The 21,299-nt window shown below is 39.8% G+C and carries 18 protein-coding genes and 1 pseudogene; 11 read left to right on the top strand and 8 right to left on the bottom strand.

Annotated features, from left to right (window positions below; translation table 11 throughout):
* Positions 1-7 precede the first annotated feature (7 nt).
* A complete protein-coding gene (locus AAGD16_RS00415; protein ID WP_033103662.1) occupies positions 8-856 on the bottom strand; it encodes an MBL fold metallo-hydrolase in 849 nt (282 codons plus the stop codon).
* Positions 857-932: 76 nt separating this feature from the next.
* Entirely contained in the window at positions 933-3,221 is a 2,289-nt protein-coding gene (locus AAGD16_RS00410) for a penicillin acylase family protein (RefSeq protein ID WP_377112946.1), read from the bottom strand.
* Positions 3,222-3,377: 156 nt separating this feature from the next.
* Here AAGD16_RS00410 and ycaO point away from each other — a divergent pair, with 156 nt between their 5' ends.
* The 7 genes and pseudogenes from ycaO to folX all read left to right on the top strand — a co-directional run bounded on the left by ycaO (position 3,378) and on the right by folX (position 11,983).
* On the top strand, positions 3,378-5,138 hold the full coding sequence (gene ycaO, locus AAGD16_RS00405; protein WP_013463710.1) for a 30S ribosomal protein S12 methylthiotransferase accessory factor YcaO: 1,761 nt from the start codon (positions 3,378-3,380) through the stop codon (positions 5,136-5,138).
* Positions 5,139-5,256: 118 nt separating this feature from the next.
* Positions 5,257-8,609 (top strand): annotated as a pseudogene (locus tag AAGD16_RS00400) (ATP-binding protein).
* Positions 8,610-8,656: 47 nt separating this feature from the next.
* Positions 8,657-9,289 carry a YceH family protein gene (locus AAGD16_RS00395; protein ID WP_377114741.1) on the top strand — a complete coding sequence of 211 codons (633 nt, stop codon included), beginning with the start codon at positions 8,657-8,659 and terminating at the stop codon, positions 9,287-9,289.
* A gap of 72 nt (positions 9,290-9,361) precedes the next feature.
* Positions 9,362-10,198 (top strand): ammonia-dependent NAD(+) synthetase, encoded by an 837-nt coding sequence (gene nadE, locus AAGD16_RS00390; RefSeq protein ID WP_013463707.1) that lies wholly within the window; start codon positions 9,362-9,364, stop codon positions 10,196-10,198.
* Between the two features lie 127 nt (positions 10,199-10,325).
* The gene (gene folM / locus AAGD16_RS00385) at positions 10,326-11,045 is read left to right on the top strand and encodes a dihydromonapterin reductase (RefSeq protein ID WP_013463706.1); all 720 of its coding nucleotides are present in this window, start codon (positions 10,326-10,328) and stop codon (positions 11,043-11,045) included.
* Positions 11,046-11,068: 23 nt separating this feature from the next.
* Positions 11,069-11,623 carry a GTP cyclohydrolase I FolE gene (gene folE, locus AAGD16_RS00380; RefSeq protein WP_008108996.1) on the top strand — a complete coding sequence of 185 codons (555 nt, stop codon included), beginning with the start codon at positions 11,069-11,071 and terminating at the stop codon, positions 11,621-11,623.
* A 3-nt stretch (positions 11,624-11,626) separates the two neighbouring features.
* A complete protein-coding gene (gene folX, locus AAGD16_RS00375) occupies positions 11,627-11,983 on the top strand; it encodes a dihydroneopterin triphosphate 2'-epimerase (protein ID WP_013463705.1) in 357 nt (118 codons plus the stop codon).
* Here the strand turns inward: folX and AAGD16_RS00370 are convergent.
* The 3 genes from AAGD16_RS00370 to AAGD16_RS00360 all read right to left on the bottom strand — a co-directional run bounded on the left by AAGD16_RS00370 (position 11,960) and on the right by AAGD16_RS00360 (position 15,188).
* Complete coding sequence (locus AAGD16_RS00370; RefSeq protein WP_377112939.1) at positions 11,960-12,400, bottom strand: YqaA family protein; 441 nt, start codon at positions 12,398-12,400, stop codon at positions 11,960-11,962. The two genes, folX and AAGD16_RS00370, sit on opposite strands and share 24 nt — an antisense overlap.
* 91 nt (positions 12,401-12,491) lie before the next feature.
* Positions 12,492-12,857: a DUF4870 domain-containing protein gene (locus AAGD16_RS00365; protein WP_010392586.1), complete on the bottom strand. Its 366-nt coding sequence runs from the start codon at positions 12,855-12,857 to the stop codon at positions 12,492-12,494.
* 159 nt (positions 12,858-13,016) lie between these two features.
* Entirely contained in the window at positions 13,017-15,188 is a 2,172-nt protein-coding gene (locus AAGD16_RS00360) for a S9 family peptidase (protein WP_138686361.1), read from the bottom strand.
* Positions 15,189-15,379: 191 nt separating this feature from the next.
* On the opposite strand from AAGD16_RS00360, the gene AAGD16_RS00355 reads away from it, so the two are divergent.
* On the top strand, positions 15,380-15,850 hold the full coding sequence (locus tag AAGD16_RS00355; protein WP_013463702.1) for a DUF2721 domain-containing protein: 471 nt from the start codon (positions 15,380-15,382) through the stop codon (positions 15,848-15,850).
* Between the two features lie 53 nt (positions 15,851-15,903).
* Here AAGD16_RS00355 and AAGD16_RS00350 read toward each other — a convergent pair whose 3' ends face one another.
* Both AAGD16_RS00350 and AAGD16_RS00345 read right to left on the bottom strand, forming a co-directional pair.
* Positions 15,904-16,437, bottom strand: a complete 534-nt coding sequence (locus AAGD16_RS00350) for a hypothetical protein (RefSeq protein ID WP_013463701.1) — start codon at positions 16,435-16,437, stop codon at positions 15,904-15,906.
* Between the two features lie 11 nt (positions 16,438-16,448).
* Complete coding sequence (locus AAGD16_RS00345; RefSeq protein ID WP_013463700.1) at positions 16,449-18,782, bottom strand: S8 family serine peptidase; 2,334 nt, start codon at positions 18,780-18,782, stop codon at positions 16,449-16,451.
* 221 nt (positions 18,783-19,003) lie between these two features.
* Here AAGD16_RS00345 and AAGD16_RS00340 point away from each other — a divergent pair, with 221 nt between their 5' ends.
* Positions 19,004-19,456 carry a cytochrome c gene (locus AAGD16_RS00340; protein WP_013463699.1) on the top strand — a complete coding sequence of 151 codons (453 nt, stop codon included), beginning with the start codon at positions 19,004-19,006 and terminating at the stop codon, positions 19,454-19,456.
* A gap of 51 nt (positions 19,457-19,507) precedes the next feature.
* On the opposite strand, the gene AAGD16_RS00335 is transcribed toward AAGD16_RS00340, so the two are convergent.
* Positions 19,508-20,164: a cytochrome b/b6 domain-containing protein gene (locus AAGD16_RS00335; RefSeq protein WP_013463698.1), complete on the bottom strand. Its 657-nt coding sequence runs from the start codon at positions 20,162-20,164 to the stop codon at positions 19,508-19,510.
* 105 nt (positions 20,165-20,269) lie between these two features.
* Between AAGD16_RS00335 and AAGD16_RS00330 the strand changes: the two genes are divergently transcribed.
* Positions 20,270-20,974: an AzlC family ABC transporter permease gene (locus tag AAGD16_RS00330; protein ID WP_028834880.1), complete on the top strand. Its 705-nt coding sequence runs from the start codon at positions 20,270-20,272 to the stop codon at positions 20,972-20,974.
* Positions 20,971-21,270 (top strand): AzlD domain-containing protein, encoded by a 300-nt coding sequence (locus AAGD16_RS00325; RefSeq protein ID WP_016900234.1) that lies wholly within the window; start codon positions 20,971-20,973, stop codon positions 21,268-21,270. Before AAGD16_RS00330 ends, AAGD16_RS00325 begins: the two co-directional genes overlap by 4 nt.
* Positions 21,271-21,299 lie beyond the last annotated feature (29 nt).

Below are 21,299 nucleotides of genomic sequence, written 5' to 3'. Positions count from 1 at the left end.
CTAGGCGCTACTTTAAACTGCGATAAAAAAGGGTGGTTACACGCTCTTTTGGTAACCAGTTTGCATATTCAAGGCCAAGTTCTGATAATGGATCGGCTTTGAGGACTTGCTCTAAACTGGCATCGTTTTGCATAGCATTAAGCATAACATCTTTCGCTTTTTGTACCAGCTTACGATACGTCATTAGCCCTGAACGGTCGCTTATCGGGCCATGCCCTGGAATAACGGTTGTTTTTTCATCAATTTGTTTGATCACATCATCAACCGCCGCTAAAACACCATCAACACTACCGCCACTATCTACATCAACAAAAGGTAAGCTTCCAAAGTTAAAATATATATCGCCCATGTGCACTATGTTGTCGTTACTAAAAAAGATAACCGAGTCGCCATCTGTGTGTGCATTTGAGTAGTGCACAACATGCGCATGCTCATTGTTAAAGTGCAGTTTTAAATCATGGCCAAAACTAATACGCGGTAAGTAATCAGAACCCTCACCATGTTTTTCTTTTAAGCGTTTGTGCACATTGTCGTGAGCAATCACATGTGCGCCCGCTTTGGCAAAGTTTTCGTTACCCCCAGTATGGTCACCATGATGATGGGTATTAATTACAAACTCGGCACTGCCTGGCTTTAAGTCGCTAATGGTTTTTTTTATATCGTCGGAAAGCTTGGCAAACTGATCGTCAATAATATAAATGCCATCATCCCCCACGCTTGCGGCAATGTTACCGCCTTGACCAAATAACACGTAAACATGTTCACTTAATTGTGTAGCCGTAACAGGGTTTTCATCCGCAAATGCATGATTGCTTAACAGTAAACTGGTGATTAATGCCGGTAGTAATTTTTTCATTTTTGTTTTCCTATAATTGCTTTATCTGGGTTATAAAACGTTATTACTACTTATTTAGCTCACTTTGCATCCAAGGCTAGTCGTTCATTGGTGCAATTTCAATTTGATGCATTAATGCTTGCGGTAATAATGGCGTGTGCTTACCTTTTACATATTCATCAAAGCCAGCTCGATAAAACTCAGAAAGTGGGTGCCCTGATTGCCCACCCGGAATCGTTAAAATAGCATTTTTTAAGTGCCCAGGCTGAACAATAAAACGCTGTGATGCGCCAAAACTACGTTTTTGCACCGCTGGCATATAACTGTCACCAAACCCGGGCGCTGTTGGCATGTTAAGTAACTTACTTAGTATGGGCATTTGTTTAGCAAACGGGTGCTCAATCGCTAATTCGTTTACTTTTCCCCACTGCCAGTTTTGTATGTTATTACCAAACCTTGATGTTAACTGCGTGAGTGTTTGCTCAAAGGCACCCTGTAATTGCTGCTCCCAATTAGTAAACTGCGGATTAACCCAACTTGTTGGCTGAGCCTTTATTAACTGCCAAACAGCAGGCTCTAAATCACGTTTCACATATTTTAATGTGCCATCTCGCTGGTTGAGTGTTGTCTCAATACTGCTAAATAAAATATTTATCAGTTCATCACGATACGTCTTTACTAAGGTATACCCTATTGATTGCGGGCAAGCGCATTGCTGCCAGTTTTCGAGGGCATTTATATGATCTTTATAGCGCGCGGGCTGCTTTTTTAACTGCTCAAGCAGTAAGGCATGCCAAGGCATTAAAAACCGTGCTTGGTTATCTAACTGCAACTGATAAAAATCACTTTCATTAAAGCGTTGTTTTTCAAATAACCTATCGCGAATTTGCGTTGCACGGGCTCCAAGCGCATAGCCGCCATTACCAAAACGGACGTTATCATCAGCAGATACCACTCGAGAATTACCTGTCCATAATCGCCCGTTTTCAGGATTTTTAATAAAAGGTCGATCGATTTCGTTTTGCTGCCAAAGCGCGGAGTAATCTTCTTCTTTTACGGCTAATTCACTGGGTGTTGTTCGCGCAGGTATGCCGCCCATATTTTTCCATGCTGCATTTCCTTGGTCATCGACCACCAGCAGGTTTTGCACAGGAATGCCTACGTCACTTGCAATATCAAGCGCATCATCAACACTCTGTGCTTGCTCAAGCTGTAATAGCTGCATATTAACGGCGTATGGTTGATGTGCAGCCCAGCTCAGTGCATAAGGCTTTTCATTAATGTATTTTACCGGACCGTATTCACTGAGCGTAAGAGAGTAACTTTCTACTTTGCCACTGGGTAATGCAATAGGCTCATCTACTTGCCACATTTTGCTATCGCTATTAAGCGCAATCCAATCGGCGGTATCTAAATACCCGTTGGTAAACCCCCATGCAACGTTGTTATTTGTGCCTACTACAATCGCCGGCGCTCCCGGAAGCGAGACACCCGTTACCTGCATGGGTTTATTATTTAATGAATAGTTTAATTGGGCTCGATACCAAATAACCGGCACAGCCATTGATAAATGCATATCATCAGAGAGCATCGCAGCCTGAGTGTTGGTTAAATTTGAGGTGACCGCCCAATTATTACTACCCACTTCTAAGTTAGCGGTAATGGGTTTAATCGCGGTGATTGGTTGCGATAAAAGCTCGGGGATTGGGTTATTCAAAAGAGCGAGCTGACTGCCATCCAATGCGGCTTGATATTGGCTAGGCTGAGTTAAAAAACTTACCATTTCAGCACCGTACTGCTGCTCTATTTGAATTAAAGCTTGGTCGCGCTCAAATGTAGATGACTGTAAATCAAGGTACATGCTAAAAATAACTAATAAACTGTCTTCACTTTGCCAAGGCTTTTGCTCGGCCCCTGTGATTAAATATTCAAAACTTGGGTACCCTACTTGTGCAAGGCCTTCATTTACACCTTGGGCATAACTGCGTAGCAGCTGTTTGTCGGCCTTCGGGAGGGTTTTTAAAATAGCTTGGCTGCGTTTACGTAATTGGTGAAAACGCATTTTTTTATCAAGCCCAAGCGCGGCTTCACCAAATAGTTCGCTTAGCTCACCGGCCGCATTACGACGTAATAAATCCATTTGAAAAAAGCGGTCTTGCCCATGCGCATACCCTAAGCCATAGGCAGCGTCATGACGAGTAGTTGCAGTAATAACGGCTTGGCCAAGCGTATCACGAGCGACTTTAACGGGCTGTGTTACCGCATCGCTTCGGCCTTTACCATCAAGGGCTGGCAAACTTAAGGTCAAAACGCCGTAAACAATTGCAGTACTGGCGAGTGCTAAAACCACAACAACCAATAGCAACCGTTTGATTACTTTAAACATAAACATACCCTTTAACTATTTCAATAAACTATTATTAGCATATATTCATAATCGTTCTATTAAAAACGCTACGAAAAGCGGGTAAAGGGTGAAATAAACATCAAAATCCACGATAATACACAGTTCATGTATTGTGCAGACCTAGTTGAGATAAAAATGACTGAAAAAACATTTATTAAAGGTAAAGACCGCGATTTAGAATCGTCTATCTCTACCATGCAAAACAAGCTAAAAGCGCTAAATATTAATATTGAAGAAGCGCTGTGGCTTAACCCTGTAGCAAACTGTTATTCAGTTCATATAAAAGATAGCGACTGCGGTGTGATGTTTACTAATGGTAAAGGTGCCACTGATAAAGCCTCTATTGCCTCTGCGCTAGGTGAATATTTTGAGCGTTTAAGCTGTAACTACTTTTTTGCTGATTTTTACTTAGGCGAAGAATTTGCCAATGATGACTTTACTCATTATCCAAACGAGAAATGGTTTAAAGTTGAAAACGATGAAATACCACAGGGTATTATGGATGAGAGCTTATGGGATTATTTTGACCCAGAGCGTGAATTAACCGCATCACACCTTTATGACTTTAACTCTGGCAATTTCGAACGTGGTATTTGTTCTGTACCGTACACTCGTCAGCGCGACAACCAAGACATTTACATTCCGGTGAATGTGATTGGTAATATTTTTGTTTCTAATGGTATGAGTGCCGGTAATACTAAATTTGAAGCCCGTGTTCAGGGATTATCTGAAGTATTTGAGCGCGCTATTAAAAACCGCATTATTGCCGAAGGTATCAGCTTGCCAATCGTGCCTGAAGAGGTGGTAAAACAATACCCTAAAATTCATGAAGCTTGTGAAGAGCTGCGTAGCCATGGCTTCCATTTACGCATTGCGGATGCATCACTAGGCGGTAAATACCCAGTAATGAGTGTCACGCTTATAAACCCTGTTGATGGGTCAGTATTTGCTTCTTTTGGTGCCCACCCTTCATTTGAAGTAGCGCTAGAGCGTACCGTTACTGAATTACTGCAAGGTCGTCGCCTAGATCAACTAGACGTATTCCAACCTGCTACATTTGATAACGACGAAGTCGCTACTCCTGAGAACATTGAACTGCACTTTATTGATTCAAGCGGTTTAATTTCACATGACTTTTTCCGCTCTGAAGCAGATTTTGAATTTGTACATTGGGACTTTAGTGGTTCAACTGAGCAAGAATACAACTTCTGTACTGATTTAATTCATAGCATGGGTCACGATATCTATATTATGGATTACACCCACTTAAACGTGTATGCATGTCGTATTTTAGTTCCTGGTATGTCAGACATTTATCCAGTAGATGAGTTAATTTGGCGCAACAATAATGAAGGCGCTAAATTCCGTGAAGACTTCTTATCGCTTGATCAGTACGATAGCGAACAATGGATGGAAATTTACGACAACCTCGAAGAAGCAGGCCACAGCGATATTATTCGCGCAGCTGAATTCATTGGCTTAGCAACCGACGCCGATACACCTTGGCACACACTACGCATTGGTGAGCTTAAAGCACATTTATGCTTAGCGGCGGGTAATGAAGAAGCTATTGACTGGGTTGATTGGATTTTGCATACCGGCCAAGTAAACGACGAAGCGATGCGTCACTTTCGTTGCTTAAAAGCAATCCTTGAAATTAAATATGATGACGAGCGCGAATATGCAAGTTATCAAGATGCATTAGGTTTAATGTTTGGTAGCGACAATGTCACGCTTGCTATTGAAATTGCTGAAGGTCGTAAATTATTTAACGGCTTAACTTTCCCAGGCTTATCGCTTGAGGGTTTTAAAAAGCATGCAGCACTTCTTGATGGTTACCGCAAATTACACGTTGCAAAGCAACAGCATTGGGCGCGCGAAGTTAGCGACTCATAACCACACCTAAACTACTAATTATAAAAATAAAATGGCGCATTTTTAACTGCGCCATTTTTATTTCTTCGATAAATTGACTATAGTTAGCCTGTCTTGATTAACAACTTAATTACATTCTATGTCCCCGCAGCGCAAAAACAAACGCACCCGAATTAATAACGCTAAGCTGACTTTTTTATTATCGCTGGTGTTGATAATCACTATCAGCTTGGTGCTTGATCACGTCAATTATCACCGTGAGAAAGATGCTTATCGATTACGCACTCTGTCGCAGGTAAGTACCTATAGAGCACAACTTGAAGCTGTATTAGTGTCTAATATTCAACTCATTCGTGGCTTAGCTATTGCTGTTGCCGCTGAGCCAAACTTAGATCAAACTCGCTTTGAACAAATTGCAGCCCCACTTTTTGAAACCTCAAATGAGCTACGTAACATTGGCGCGGCGCCAGGCATGGTAATAAAAATGACCCATCCGCTTAAAGGTAACGAAAAAGCGATAGGTCTTAATTTTTTGGAAAATAAAGCACAGCGCGAAGATGCCATTAAAGCAAGAGACACGAATACGATCGTGATGGCAGGTCCACTTCAGCTTATCCAAGGCAGCGAAGCCTTGATTGCGCGCGTACCAGTATACTTGCCAGAAAATAACGCCTTTTGGGGATTGCTCTCAGTGGTACTCGATATAGAAAAAGTTTATGAAAACTCGGGGATTATTGAACTACAGCAAAATTATAATATAGCAATACAAGGACGTAATGGATTAGGTAAGCAAGGTGAGTTTTTTTCGGTGGCCCCTCTATTACTGATCAAGACCCTCTAGAATTTACTTTAAACTTTCAAGGAGGTGTTTGGCAGCTTTATGTTATACCCAAGCAAGGCTGGCAACCAGTGAGTTCTTCGATCTGGCCTTTACGGTTCATTATTTTAACCGTGTTAGGCTTGCTCATTTCTGCCTTTTTGTTTTATCTAAAAATACTCAACCGTGAACAAGAAAGCGAAAGAATGCTTGAGGTGATGAGTAATTTAGCACAAGTCGGTGCATGGTCGTTTAACTTAGAAAAAAAACACGTGTTTTGGTCAGATATGACTAAAAAAATATTTGAATACCCATTAGATGAGCAACCAAAATGGTCAGAAAATTTAAACTATTTTAAAGAAGGTGAAAGTAGAGAAAAAATCGCTAAACTGGTTGAAAGAGCAATTAAGCATGGTGAAAGTTACGAAACTGAGCTTGAAGTGATCAATGCAAATGGTCAGCCTGTATGGGCACTTGTTCACGGTGAAGCTGAACATAAAAATGGCCGTTGTGTAAGAATATTTGGTTCATTACAAAATATTGATGCCCGTAAAAAAGTAGAATTAGAAAATCGCAAAATTGCTCGTTTTAACGAAACCTTGGCCTCCTTAACGGTGAGTGATGAAATATTAAATGGCAAACTAAGCCAATCTAAAGAATTAATCACGCAGTCTATTTGCCAAGCCCTTGAGGTAAACTGCGCCAGTATAAAATTGTTTAATCAACAAAGAACCCAGCTAATTCAATTTGCGAGTTTTAATCGTTCAGGTAGCGAAAATAATATTCCGTGGCTGCAAGAAACTATTCCTGACTTTTTTACCGCAATAGAACGAAAAGCGATATTTTGTGTTGATGATGCTCAACAACATCCCTACTTAGCCCCTATCAAAGAAAGCTACCTTCAACCGTTTTCAGTCAAGGCGATGCTGTGTGTTCTTATTCCTGCAAGCAGTGGCTCTATTGGAATAGTTTGTGCTGAGCAAGATATAGTTAGAACATGGAGCCATAATGAAGAAAGCTTTTTAATTGCTGTAGGGGCTTTAATTGGCAGCCTTTACTCTAGCCAACAACGTATAGAAACAGAGGCACAACTAGTCAAGGCAAAAGAAGCCGCAGAACAAGCTGTGATTGCAAAAAGTGAGTTTTTAGCCAGTATGAGCCATGAAATTCGCACACCCATGAATGGGGTGTTGGGAATGCTTAATATTGTTAAAGCAACCCAATTAGATCAACAACAAAAGCATCATATTAAACTTGCGCAATCATCTGCAGAGTCATTATTAGGAATTATTAATGATATTTTAGACTTTTCTAAAATAGAGGCTGGCAAGTTAGACATTGAAAATATTCAATTTAATTTACCTCGCTTACTGGGTGAAGTGGTTGAGTCATTTGCATTAAAAGCCGAACAAAATAACACCACGTTAATTTTGGATGCAACACATATCACTAGCAGCGAATTTATTAGCGATCCGAATAGATTACGTCAAATTTTAAGTAACTTAATTGGTAATGCCGTTAAATTCACCCAAAACGGTGAAATATTGGTAACCGCTAAAATAGCCCACACACTTGACGCCACAGTTTTAGAATGTGCAATCGCTGACTCAGGTATAGGAATCAGCGCAGAGAAACAGCCCCATTTATTTGACTCATTTACTCAAGCAGACACATCAACCACACGCCAATATGGTGGCACAGGCCTGGGTCTTGCTATTGTAAAGCAGCTTTGTGAGCTCATGGGTGGCGAAGTGAATGTGAGCAGTACACCAAATAAAGGCAGTACATTTTCCTTTTTTATAAAGATAATCCCTCAATTAGTTCAACAGCACGAAGCATATCAAGCAATTAAAAATAAGCGTATTTGGGTTATTGATGATTGCTTACTCAATACCACTATTGCCAAAAAACAATTAACTCGCTGGGGGGGCAAGGTCAGCACGATTTGCGATTACCTGTCTATCAGTGACTACATTAATAGCCATGAAGATACCCCACCAAACATTGTGCTCGTTGACAGTGCTTTATTTGAACCATTATACGAAGCTCAAGCACTCGCACTTAAGCAGTTTTTAATAAAAAGTAACAGCCATTTAATTATTATGGCTCCCATGAGTTATACAAATAAAAACGCGACCTTACCATTAACCGAAGAAACCCTCGTATTTAAACCACTCACCCCTTTTGATTTACAAAATGCGCTGACTGCAAAAAGCACTATCGAGCAAACACACGTTGATACACAACTAAAGTCGCTTGCTGCCACTGAGGTTATGACAGATACACTGGCGGCGCATGTTTTATTAGTAGAAGATAATAAAATTAACCAAGTTGTTACCGCTGCTTTTTTAAAACAGTTGAACGTGACATTTGAGATTGCTGAAAATGGTGCTGAGGCAGTTGAAAAGTTGAATCAAAACCCAGCTAACACTTATCAATTAATATTAATGGATTGCCAAATGCCTACGATGGATGGCTACCAAGCAACTATTGCCATCAGAGAAGGCAAAGCAGGCAAGGTAAATAAAAACATAACAATAATAGCGCTTACCGCAAATGCAATGCAGGGTGATAAAGACAAATGTTTGGCCACTGGTATGGATGACTATTTAACTAAACCCCTCAATGCCACAACTCTTCATTCTAAGCTCCAGCAATGGCTTACAAGCAAATAACAGTGTAAGCTAAAAATAGAATTTATTAGGTGAAATAAGGTATGCAATTGCAATTATCAATGGAGCAACAACGCGTTATTGGTTGTTTATTAGAAAAACAAAGCACAACACCTGAGCACTACCCTTTATCGTTAAATGCATTAACAAATGCCTGTAATCAAAAATCGAATCGCGCGCCAGTTGTTAATTATACAGAAGAGCAAGTTCAAACAACCGTTGATGAATTAATCAGTCTGCGATTAGTCACTGTAAATGAAGGGCTGTCTGGGCGAGTTAATAAATACGATCATCGTTTTTGTAATACTGAGTTTAGTCACCTGCAATTTGATCAACAGCAAAGGGCGATTATTTGTTTATTATTATTGCGAGGCGCACAAACACCTGGCGAATTAAAAACACGCAGTAGCCGCCTTGCCGACTTTGCTCGTATTGATGATGTTGAAAAGTCACTTGAACAACTAATTCGAAGCAATCATGTTAAAAAGCTGCCGCGCGAATCAGGTAAACGGGATTGTCGATATATTCATTTATTTGCAGATCAATCATCTGTGAACGAGGCTTCACTTGAGGCACAAACACACACTGATGATATAAAAAACACTGAGCTAAATGACTTACTTGCAGAAATTGATGAGCTAAAAGTCCAGCTTAAACAAATAAAAGCTCACTTAGGGCTTTAATTCATAAATATGAAATCACATAATAGTTGCTCTATGTAGAGCGTAAAAATTATTTAACTAAAGGAGCGGGCCATGCGCGCCGAGATTATGGCTGAAATGAAAGTTCAGCCTTCGATTGATGTAAACGCTGAAATTAAACGCCGAGTGGATTTTATTAAAGCACGTTTAAAAGCGGCATATTCAACCTCTCTTGTACTAGGGATCAGTGGTGGTGTAGATTCATCGACCTGTGGCCGTTTGTGTCAACTTGCTATTGATGAGCTAAACCAAGAACACCCTGACACTCATTATCAATTTATTGCTGTACGCCTACCTTATGGCGTTCAAGCTGATGAAAGTGAAGCGCAAATGGCGGTTGATTTCATTAAGCCGAGCACCCGCATGACAGTAAACATTAAACCCGCAACCGATGCTCTGCATGAGCAGACAATGGCAACTCTCGCGGGTACCGAACAAACACTCCCTTCGCAAGATAAAATCGATTTTATTAAAGGTAATGTCAAAGCACGTCAACGCATGATTGCGCAATATGAAATAGCCGGCTTTTGCCAAGGCTTAGTGGTCGGTACCGATCATAGTGCTGAAAATATTACTGGTTTTTACACTAAATTTGGTGATGGTGCATGCGATTTGGCTCCTTTATTTGGCCTATCAAAACGCCAAGTTCGCGCATTAGCAACCACATTGGGTGCGCCTGCGCTTTTAGTTGAGAAAGCACCAACAGCGGATTTAGAAAGTGATAGACCAGGACTAACAGACGAAGAAGCACTTGGCTTAAGTTATGAAGAAATTGATGACTTTTTAGAAGGTAAAGCAGTTTCAAGTCATGTAGAAGAAACGCTAATTGCAATTTACCAGCGCACGCAACATAAGCGCCAGCCTATTCCAACAATATACGATGCTTTTTAAATCAATATTATAAGCGTGATTTAACTGATCGAGCCGCTTGTATTTTACGTAAACATGACGTGAAAATAAGTGGCTTAAATTTTTAAAAGTTAACCTTAACGCTTGCCAACAGAGAGTTTTATATTTTATGACACCCCCTATTTTGATTACTGGTGCAGCACAACGTATAGGGCTTGCGCTGGCAAAGCACTTTATAGCCCAAGGGCAAGCGGTCATTATTACTTATCGGACCCGTCATGAGGCTGTTGATTCGTTGGAACAACAAGGGGTTACCTGTCTTTATGCTGACTTTAGTACTGATGAGGGCATTAATACTTTTATTACGTTGCTTAAATCACACACTGACTCACTCAGGGCGGTTATTCATAATGCATCAAGCTGGGACTGTGAAGCTAACAACCCTCACTTTGAGCAGCTGTTTGACAATATGATGCGCATTCATGCAAAAACACCGTACTTGGTAAACTTACATTGCGCAGATTTACTATTAAATTATCAGGCGTCGCATGCTAAACCCGCTGACATTATTCATTTGACTGATTATGTAGTGGAAACAGGCAGCCCAAAACATCTTGCTTATGCGGCCAGTAAAGCCGCACTGGATAACTTAACTAAATCATTTAGTGCTAAATATGCACCTAACATAAAAGTGAATTCAGTCGCACCATCATTAATTATTTTTAACCAACATGATGATGAGCAGTATCGCGCTAAAACTTTAAAAAAATCATTAATGGGTATCGAACCTGGATGCCAAGAAATTATCAATAGTATAGACCTACTACTGAACAGCCATTACATCACAGGGCGTGCTTTACCTGTTGATGGTGGTCGCCATCTTAAGTAAGTCCTAATAAAACTGAGAAACTTATGCATAACGAATTAAAAGAAAGCTATCAAAAAATTATAACTGCTGTAGGTGAAGACGCTGAACGTGAAGGGTTACTTGATACCCCAAAACGCGCTGCAAAAGCGATGGAGTACCTTACTCAAGGATATCGTCAAACGCTTAACGAAATCACTAACAATGCGGTATTCACCTCTGACGCTGACGACATGGTATTGATACAAGACATCGAGCTTTACTCTATGTGTGAACATCATTTACTCCCTTTTATTGGCCGCTGTCATATTGCTTATATTCCTGATGGCAAAGTATTAGGCTTATCTAAGTTTGCGCGTATTGTTGATATGTTTTCGCGTCGTTTTCAAATTCAAGAACAGCTTACCCATCAAATTGCAAAAGCGGTTGAGGAAGTAACCGGTGCAAAAGGTGTGGGTGTAATTGTTGAAGCAAAACACATGTGTATGATGATGCGTGGTGTAGAAAAGCAGAACTCAAGCATGCGTACCTCGGTAATGCTAGGAAACTTTAGAGCCGATCCGAAAACACGTAATGAGTTTTTACAGCTGATCAAAGGATAATGTATGGCAAACGCAATTATTAATGTAACTAACTTACGGCTACGCACATTTATTGGTTTTAATCCTGATGAGCGTGAAAAAAAACAAGATGTGGTCATTAACCTTGAAATTCACTACCCTGCTGATCAAGCTTGTGAAACAGATGAAGTAGACCAAGCACTTAACTACAAAGTGATTACTAAAGAGGTAATTAGCTTAGTGGAGCAAGGACACTTTTTATTGTTAGAAAAACTAGTTGCTGAAATTCTTGCTGTTTGCCACTCACACCCAAGTGTTAATTATGCTAAGGCTCGAGTAGATAAACCTCATGCGTTGCGCTTTGCCGATTCGGTTTCTTTAACCCTCGACTGGCACAAATAATCCAACGGCAAGGGCTATTACCGCTAAATAACGCAACCCCTTGCCGAGCATTACCAGCACTAAAAATGTAGTAAAGCGAACTTTAAACACGCCGCCAATAACGGTTAGTGGATCGCCAACGATGGGCAGCCAAGCAAACAACAGGCTATAAACACCATATTTATTAAACTGCTGTTGTGCTTTTTTAAGCCCTTTTTCAGATACTGGAAACCATTTTTTATCTTTAAAACGCAATGCCTGCGTCCCTAACCAATAGTTAACACAACTGCCAAGTACATTACCCAAGGTTGCTGCAAACCAAATCAGCCATAAGTTAGTATTGCCTTGCATGATCATGCCACCCATCAATACTTCAGACGAGCTAGGTAATAACGTGGCAGATATAAATGCTGTAAAAAATAATGTTATATAGAGCATTTTTCCCTAATGGCTAAAAACTAAACCCAGCAATTAGCTGGGTTTGAACGATTTTTTAACTTAAAACCAATTCACCGAATAATAAAAACAGTTATTTTATCAAATTTAAGCTAAGGGGATAATTAAACTCTTTGCCATCGTTGGCTTTCACGCTTGCGATAACCACCATCACAAATGAAAAAATAGCCACCATAGGTAACAGTAGTAAACCAACCGCTGCAAAAATTAGTAAAAAACAAACAAAATAAGCTATTGCCATAGTAATTTGAAAATTAAGGGCTTTTTTTCCATGTATATCAACAATTGGCATTTCATCTTTTTTAATTAACCAGATAATAAGAGGGCCGAGTACCGACCCAAATGGCACAATAAACCCCGCTAATGCACTTAAATGACATAGCATTGCCCATGTGCGGTCATCTTTATTGACGACTTTAATCTCTTGATTTTGTTCCATTACACTCTCCCTTCTCGTTTTTATTTTGCGCTAAAATAATATTCACACCTATTAGCCACCTTAATGTAAATGCTTATTTATCCAATGCAAAGCATTTGTGTATATTTAAAAATAAAAAAGCGCAGCAAATAGCTGCGCTTATTGATATTGCCAGACCAGTTACTTATTCACACCCGCTAAATCAAGCATAAAAGCATAATTTAATGCAGTATCTTCTAAGCGTTTGAAGCGACCTGATGCACCTCCGTGCCCTGCTTCCATATCGATTTTAAACAGTAGCTTGTTATCATCTGTTTTGTAATCTCGCAGCTTAGCCACCCACTTTGCAGGCTCAAAATATTGTACCTGTGAATCATGTAAGCCAGTAGTAACTAACATATTTGGGTAATCTTGCTTACTGACCTGATCATAAGGTGAATACGATAACATATACTCATAGTATTCTTTCTCGTTAGGGTTACCCCACTCACCGTATTCGTTGGTTGTAAGTGGAATACTTGCATCAAGCATCGTGGTCACTACATCAACAAATGGAACCGCAGCCACCATACCTTTATACAACTCAGGAGCTTGGTTTGCCACTGCGCCCATTAACAAGCCACCCGCACTGCCACCTTGAGCAAATATTTTATCTTTTGCACCATACTTTTGCTCAACCAATGCCTTGGTAACATCTACAAAGTCGTTAAAGGTGTTCTTTTTAGTCAGTAGTTTACCGTCCTCATACCAAGGGCGACCTAGCATTTGTGAACCGCGAATATGCGCAATGGCAAATACAAAACCCCGATCGAGCAAACTTAAGCGAGCGCTAGAAAAGGTAGGATCCATGGTCGCGCCATACGAGCCATAACCATATTGTAGCAGCGGATTAGTTCCCTCTTTTTTAAACATGTCTTTGCGATAGACTAGGCTTACCGGTACTTTAATACCATCTCGTGCAGTGACAAAAATTCGCTCTGATGCGTAGTTATCTGCACTAAAATCACCGAGTACTTTTTGTTGTTTAAGTAATGTTTTATTGCCAGTAGCTAAATTAACATCATACGATGAAGCGGGTGTTGTCATACTGGTATAATACACACGTAATGTATCGCTATTTAAATCATTGTTACCGTAGGTGCTAATTGTATAAGCACTGTCGTTAAAGCTAAGCGGTATCTCTTTACCCGTGGTTAAGTTACGAGCAATAATAGTCGACTGACCCATTTCACGCTGCTGATACACTAAGTAATCGTTAAATAAGTCGATGCCTTCTAATTTTATATTATCGCGAGCGGGGATCACCGTTTGCCAATTAGCTTTATCGCCAGCTTTATCAATATCTACTTTCATTAACTGAAAGTTGACTGCGTTTAAATTAGTGACAATGTAGTAAGTATTACCCAGCTTAGAAATTCCATACTCCAGATCCGCTTCACGTTCAATCAAGCGTTTTGGCATAGCTTTAACATCATCAGCACTTAAAACCGATACACCTGACGCAGTTGTACTGCTGTGCCAGATATAAATTTCTGAATCGTCTTTGCTTTTGCTAATACCCATGTAATAACTGGTATCTGTTTCTTCATAAACGAGTTCATCTTCAGCCTGTGGGGTACCGAGCGTATGACGATAAACTTGGTAACCTAGTAAAGTTTGTAAATCTTTTTTTATGTAATAAAGCGTTTTGTTGTCGTTTGCCCAAACAACACTGCCATTCGTACCTTTAAGCGTATCTTCGAGTAATTTACCAGTGCTTAAGTCTTTTATTTTTATATTATAAATACGACGACTTACGGTATCTTCACCATATGCCATTAAATTGCCGTTTGGACTTACATCTAAACCACTTACGGCATAATAATCATGTTCCTTAGCTAGCTCGTTTACATCTAAAATAACCTGCTGGTCAGTGCCTGCAAAATCACTACTACGTACATAAGTTGCGTATTCGTTATCACCGCGAGTTTGTGATGAATAATAATAGTCACCGTTTTTAACTGGCACTGAATCATCGTCTTTTTGAATTCGCCCTTTTAGCTCTTCAAATAACCTAGTTTGTAACGTTTTTGTATGCGCAAGCATTGCATCTGTATAAGCATTTTCAGCCTCAAGGTAACTAAGTACCTCAGGATCTTTTCGCTCATCATCACGCATCCAGTAATAATCATCGATGCGAGTGTCGCCATGGATTGTCATTTCATATGGCACTTTCTTCGCAATCGGCGGCATGACTTCGGTTTGAGCAGCTACATTTTCAACCTTTGCTGATTGCTCAACATCAGGGGCTTTATTACATCCCCCTAAAATAGCTAAGGATATAAAAGTAAGAACAAATGGGGTGTGTTTCATTGATTGGAATCTCTGTAGTTTTTATTTTTATTAAATATACCTAATATTTAATAGCACGGAGATTTAGTTTGTGAAGCTATGTAAAAAGAGAGCCTAGAAATTCTTTTTATATGTTTATGACTTCAGTTATCCTAACAATAACGAAGTAGCATTATATAGCCTCTTCATGCTGCTAATTAATAAGGATAAAAATGAACAACGACGTAATTAACATTTTAACAATGGCTAAAGTCATTCAAACAGCGGTTGCACCCGTTTTTTTAATTACTGGTATTGCAGCAACGCTCGGGGTTTTATCTAATCGCTTGGCGCGAATTACAGACAGAGCCAGACAGTTAGAGCGAAAATTAAAAGTTAGCACCGATGAAGAATTTAACTTGTCTCTGACTACAGAGCTTAGAGCACTCCTTAAGCGCTCTCGCTGCATACACATTGCATTTAGTTTAAGTGTATTAAGTGCACTATTAGTTTGCGCCGTGGTTATGCTGTTATTTTTATCTCACATACAGTCAATTAATTTAGGTGTCACTATTGGCAGCTGTTTTGTTGGTGCAATGGCATTACTGATATGTGCATTTATGTCATTACTCGGTGAGGTGTTTTTGGCAACGCGCAGTATGCGTCGAGGGATGATTTTCGCAGATATAGATATAAACGAATAATAAAAAACCCCGAGTCAATCGTGCTACTCGGGGTTTTACTTATTTAAAACAGATTACTGTGCAGTGTAAATAGTTTCTAACACTTCTATTTTAGCTTCTTTAATCAAACCAGATTCTTTTAGCTGCTTTGATGCAACTAAAATATCTTGACCATCATTTACAGCTAAAACAGCAATTTTAGTGCCTGGGAATAAAGATACGACCTTCAAACCTGCAGCCGAAGCAACATCGCTTGCACTCATACCATCTTTTAAAAGAATAGTAATATTACCTGATAGTGACGTTAGGTTATTAGTAAAAATATTACGAACTAATGTTCCTTTTGTGACCACATCAGACGATTTATCTACGCTTACTACTGTCATCTCACCTTTTTGCATAACGACATGCTCTTCTGAAGCAACACTCGAAGGCACTAAACGTAAGTTCTTTTCAATTTTGTAAGAACCAAAATCCGCTTTATCAAACTTTAATTTAGCTACTTGTTTCTTAGGAAGCTGAAGCTCTTTATCTGAGCTAGTGTTTGCTGTTGCCCCAAACGAAATACACGCAGCAGCACCCAATACGATTAATTGTTTAATTTTCATCTTTATAATCCTTACTCTTGACCTGCGTGACCAAATGCACGAAGAGATACACCTTCAAGTACACTTGCTGAGTTATTATTACTAATACCAGTAACACCTAGAGAATTATTTGAGCCTCGACTAAATGCAAAGCTATCTGCGCTTGTATCTAACAAACGAACAGTCCAAGTACCTTTCGTAGACTCTCCGTAGAAAGCATTTGAAAGCATCACAGCGTCTTTAAGTACATAACCTACACTCCAGCTATTCGTGAAGCTATATGCAGGGTAAAACAAAGCTTGTTTAGATGAAAGTAATACACTTCGAGTACCCGCTGGCGAAGTAACCTCAATAGCTAAATCATTACCAGCAGATGTTTGAGTACCATCAGCTAGGCCGAAGCCCATTTCAGGGTTGCTTACATCAAATTTAAATTGCATTGCCTCAATGTTTAATTCTTCTGTAACTACAATTTCTTGCGTTAAACCTGTAGCACTGTTATCAGGAATTTCTAATGCTAGTGCACTCTCAGAAACGGCTGAACCAACACCATTCCAATCCGTGATTACTTGCTCACCTAATGAAGCGTCATAAGACTTAGCCATTGCAACCGCTGCACCTGCATCTACACGCCCAAAGCCATATAAGTTATTAAAGCTATAACCAGCGGCATTTTCAACCCAACCATCATGTGCAACAAACTCACCATCTGCGGTAGTTAATTTTACAGGGGCATTTTCAGCGTCAATTAATGTACTTGTTGACGCTAATATATGACGCACATCACGCCAAGTTAGTTCAGGATTAGCCGAAAGAATAAGTGATACTACACCTGATGCATTTGGCGCAGCAGACGATGTACCGTTAAATGTAGATGTATAGTTACAACTTGCGTTATCTTCATTACCAGGATAGTTAAATGGGAACTGGCTTATGGCAAACTCTTCTCCATATCTCTGAGTAAAGCTTGCAACAGCACCACTATTAAAGCCTGAGTAACCGTTGATACATGTCATCTGATCCGTTGTTACCATTGCAGGTGCCCAACGACCATATTCACCAGCTGGCGCTGAAACCATTAAGTTAGCACCTGCTGTTGAGTAGCTAGTGTGCTTACCATTTGCATTTACAGCAGCAACACTTAGATAGTAAGGATGGCCTTGGCTTGGCTCAAACGCACCGTTATAACACGTTAAACCTAAGTCATTAGCTCCATTATCTTCACATAGTGAGCCTTCATCACCGCCATCAACAAAAGAGTTACCACTCGATTTCATATTAAGTGCCCCCTTACCATCTCGCAGGTTTAGGTTTGGGTATGACTCAATAGCTTCATCTAATTCTGAATATGCAATAAATGTTGGGAAAGTTATGCCATAACTACGGTTAAACGCAGAAATATTTTCTGTTGTGCTAATGCCGCTTCCAGGGAAACCATGCACCATTAACTCAGTTTGTGGGATTTTAGCACCACCAAGATAATTCATACCAATTAAACCAGCATCAGGAGCAACGCCACGGCCACCTTTACCATTCCAACCTTTTGCAGCAATCAAACCAGCAACACTTGTACCATGATCACCACTGTTTGACATACTAGTAGGATCTGTACGGTCAGTCGCATCAGCATTTAGGTTTAAAGAGCGGTTTGGTAATACATTATCGATTAAATCTTCATGGCGGATTTCCATACCCGAATCGATCACAACTGCCGTTGCACCTGCCCCAGTAACACCTTGAGCATAAGCATCAACAACATTCATATCTTCACCAGCTACAAGCTCTGTCGCTTCTGATTGAGCAAAGCTAGCGTTGACATCGGCTTGTGCTTCTTCTTCTGTATCGCCAAATAAACTAACGTACAAATCAATTAAGCCTTGTTTCATCTCATCACTAAGCGAGTAAGCTTTCTGACCTGTATTGTTTAGGTGCCACTGCTGATTTGCAAGAGGATCTCCAATAATTCCTGAGATATTAATTTTCGCAGAGGCCGTTTTACCGTTTGCAGTTACTGTGTAATCAATAACCGCATCTTCACCAGAAACAGGCACATATGTAAACGAAGTACCCTCTACTGTTAACATACCATGGCTAAACTTAAAGACACCATCTTGCGCGGTAATTGCCTCGCCATTTTCAGTAAAACTAAAAGTAAGTGCGTCACCATCATTATCACTTGCTTTAAAGTCTGCAGTAACTGGAACCCATTGTTTTAAATCAGTAACGACAACATCACTCGCTTTTGGTGCTACATCAGTAACAACTGGAACTGTATTGTTATTATCATTATCGCTTCCACCACACCCTGATAGCGAAATTACTATCGCTGCAGACAACGCTGACAGCTTAAAAATATTATTTTTCATAAATGCTCTTCATTGGTTATTTTTATGACACCTGAATGTACACAATCAAACAACAAGCAGCAACACTGCATTTACAAACATTCACAATAAACCGTAAAATAATATCAGCCCGATTAAAATCCCGTTAATAATATCAAAGTAATAATCTATGCTTTCCCTTGAACTAAAGCCTAAGCTAATATACAAAGATAATTAAAGAACCCTCAAAGGAGTAGAGTAAAGTGAAATTGAAGCAAGTATTTATCGGGGCATTACTATCTACATGCGCACTTAGTGTATCTGCAAATTCTGCATTTAAAGAGCCGAGTGATGCAATTGAGTATCGCCAAGCTGCATTTTCTATGATTTCAGTTCAAATAGGCGATATGGGTGCCATGCTTAAGGGTAAAATTCCTTTTGATGCAGAGCAATTCAAACAGCGTGCAAATAACGCGGCGGCATTATCTAAAATGCCTTGGGAGGCCTTTTACGCAGGCACTGAAAAAGGCGATACATCAGCACTTCCTGCGGTATGGTCTGAAAACGATACTTTTATGAAAAAAGCGACAGCGTTTCAGCAATATGCTGATGAACTTGCTGTAGCAGCTCAAACAGGTGACAAAGCGGTCATTGGTAAAGCATTTGGTGCATGGGCTAAAGGCTGTAAAGATTGCCATAAGCAATTCAAAGACTAATAAATTCTGTGTATTAAACAATAAAAATGGCGCTGTATTAGCGCCATTTTTTTAACTAAGCAGATAACTTAAAGGCTCACTTCCCCAAGTACTCATTAATAAAATCAGTAATAGTAACAATAAAAACCATGCAATCCATGGTGACTTTGTCTCAGGCTCTGAGCTTTGTGTTGGCAGTGCTTTATTGCCGGTGATCATTGCTTTTACTAAAGGCTTGCCTTTAATTTTGTAAGCAATAATAGCCACAACATGCAAAATAATCGCATAAAATAAAATATCAAAATTGATATGGTGCAGCCAGTTGGCAAAATCAATCGTATCACTCGATACATACTGCGCTAACGGGCCATCAGTTAAAATGCCATCACTGCTCATTAAACCACTAACCAGTTGCGTAATAATCAGTATAAAAAATAATAACACCATATAACTACCTGGTGCAGAATGGCCCACATCATTTATTTTTTTGCCACTAAAAGAAGCAAGCACCGACTTAGGAGAATGCAGTAATGCCGATATTCTTGCCGTTTTACTGCCTATAAGACCCCATATAATCCGCGTTGAGATAAGCGCTAAAGTAAAAAAGCCAACCACAAAATGTAGCTCTATCATGCCCTCTTCAGCACTAAAATAAAGCGCAGCAATACTCAATACTAATAACCAATGAAAGCTTCTTAAAAAGCCATCCCACACTTTTACCTTGAACATTGCACCTTCCCTAAAAAACAGTATCATCTAAAACGCTAACTATTTTAGCATCTTAATATTAAGGTATCCTAATGAGTCTTTCTACCAGTGCGCAGAGTAAAACACATGCAGTCCATTAAAAAACCGATACTAAAAGGCTTTTTAGATATGCTGCCATTATGTTTAGCCGTTATTCCTTGGGGGATTTTATGTGGCTCGTTGGCAATACAAAATGGCTTTACCCCTTTTGAAACTCAAGCCATGTCGCTACTGGTATTTGCAGGCTCGGCGCAGCTGGTTGCAATTGAGCTCATTGCTGGTAATACCCCTCTATTAACCATTTTATTTACCACGTTTATTATTAGCTCTCGCCATTTTTTATATGGCTTGGCGGTTCGTCACAAAGTGATTGAGCAACCCATGCGTTGGCGCCTTCCAGTCAGCTTTGTCTTAACTGATGAACTATTTGCTTTTTCGCATCACCCTCGCGCCTACCAGACTCAAACGCGCCTAATTTACGCGCTCAGCGCAGGCTTTAGCTTTTACATTGCTTGGAATATTTGGACACTTATCGGTATTGTAGCCGGCACTATGCTCCCTGATCTAACCAATTTAGGACTCGACTTTGCGATTGCTGCAACCTTTATTGCTTTGGTTATCCCAGGAGTTAAAAATTTAGCCACTCTTGTCACGGTCATTGTTGCAGGGATCTGTGCTACTTTATTAAAAAGCACAGGCTTTGAGCTGTGGTTAGTATGCTCAGCACTATTAGCAATGAGTGCAGGTTACGCTGTAACTAGAATAGTAAAAAATAAGGACGCTAAATCATGATGACGACTATTTTACTTATGGCATGTATTACCTTTTTTACCCGTTATTTATTCTTACACCGCGCGCTACCATTTAAAGTAGGGCCTAAAATGCAGCAGTTTTTGAGCTTCAGTGCACCTGCGGTTCTAACAGCGATTTGGGTGCCGATTGTATTTATAAATGATGGTGGCATTAATCTAAATTGGCAAAACCCTTATTTAAGCGCAGCGATTGTAGCCATTATAGTTGCTTACAAAACACATAATATTTACCTAACCACACTTGCTGGTATGGGGTTATTTTTGATTTTAAATTAACAGTAACGCCATAGCAGTGTTCACTATTT

It is taken from the genome of Pseudoalteromonas sp. M58, from assembly GCF_042604605.1.
Lineage (GTDB): Bacteria > Pseudomonadota > Gammaproteobacteria > Enterobacterales > Alteromonadaceae > Pseudoalteromonas > Pseudoalteromonas tetraodonis.
This window is presented reverse-complemented; position numbering and strand designations above follow the sequence as displayed.

Bases quoted from the DNA above. Each gene is read 5' to 3' on its own strand.
- folE (WP_008108996.1), top strand. From the start codon at position 11,069: ATGCATAACGAATTAAAAGAAAGCTATCAAAAAATTATAACTGCTGTA.
- AAGD16_RS00325 (WP_016900234.1), top strand. From the start codon at position 20,971: ATGATGACGACTATTTTACTTATGGCATGTATTACCTTTTTTACCCGT.
- folM (WP_013463706.1), top strand. From the start codon at position 10,326: ATGACACCCCCTATTTTGATTACTGGTGCAGCACAACGTATAGGGCTT.
- AAGD16_RS00345 (WP_013463700.1), bottom strand. From the start codon at position 18,782: ATGAAAAATAATATTTTTAAGCTGTCAGCGTTGTCTGCAGCGATAGTA.
- AAGD16_RS00330 (WP_028834880.1), top strand. From the start codon at position 20,270: ATGCAGTCCATTAAAAAACCGATACTAAAAGGCTTTTTAGATATGCTG.
- AAGD16_RS00355 (WP_013463702.1), top strand. From the start codon at position 15,380: ATGAACAACGACGTAATTAACATTTTAACAATGGCTAAAGTCATTCAA.
- AAGD16_RS00335 (WP_013463698.1), bottom strand. From the start codon at position 20,164: ATGTTCAAGGTAAAAGTGTGGGATGGCTTTTTAAGAAGCTTTCATTGG.
- AAGD16_RS00370 (WP_377112939.1), bottom strand. From the start codon at position 12,400: ATGCTCTATATAACATTATTTTTTACAGCATTTATATCTGCCACGTTA.
- AAGD16_RS00410 (WP_377112946.1), bottom strand. From the start codon at position 3,221: ATGTTTAAAGTAATCAAACGGTTGCTATTGGTTGTTGTGGTTTTAGCA.
- folX (WP_013463705.1), top strand. From the start codon at position 11,627: ATGGCAAACGCAATTATTAATGTAACTAACTTACGGCTACGCACATTT.
- AAGD16_RS00350 (WP_013463701.1), bottom strand. From the start codon at position 16,437: ATGAAAATTAAACAATTAATCGTATTGGGTGCTGCTGCGTGTATTTCG.
- AAGD16_RS00365 (WP_010392586.1), bottom strand. From the start codon at position 12,857: ATGGAACAAAATCAAGAGATTAAAGTCGTCAATAAAGATGACCGCACA.
- AAGD16_RS00360 (WP_138686361.1), bottom strand. From the start codon at position 15,188: ATGAAACACACCCCATTTGTTCTTACTTTTATATCCTTAGCTATTTTA.
- ycaO (WP_013463710.1), top strand. From the start codon at position 3,378: ATGACTGAAAAAACATTTATTAAAGGTAAAGACCGCGATTTAGAATCG.
- nadE (WP_013463707.1), top strand. From the start codon at position 9,362: ATGCGCGCCGAGATTATGGCTGAAATGAAAGTTCAGCCTTCGATTGAT.
- AAGD16_RS00415 (WP_033103662.1), bottom strand. From the start codon at position 856: ATGAAAAAATTACTACCGGCATTAATCACCAGTTTACTGTTAAGCAAT.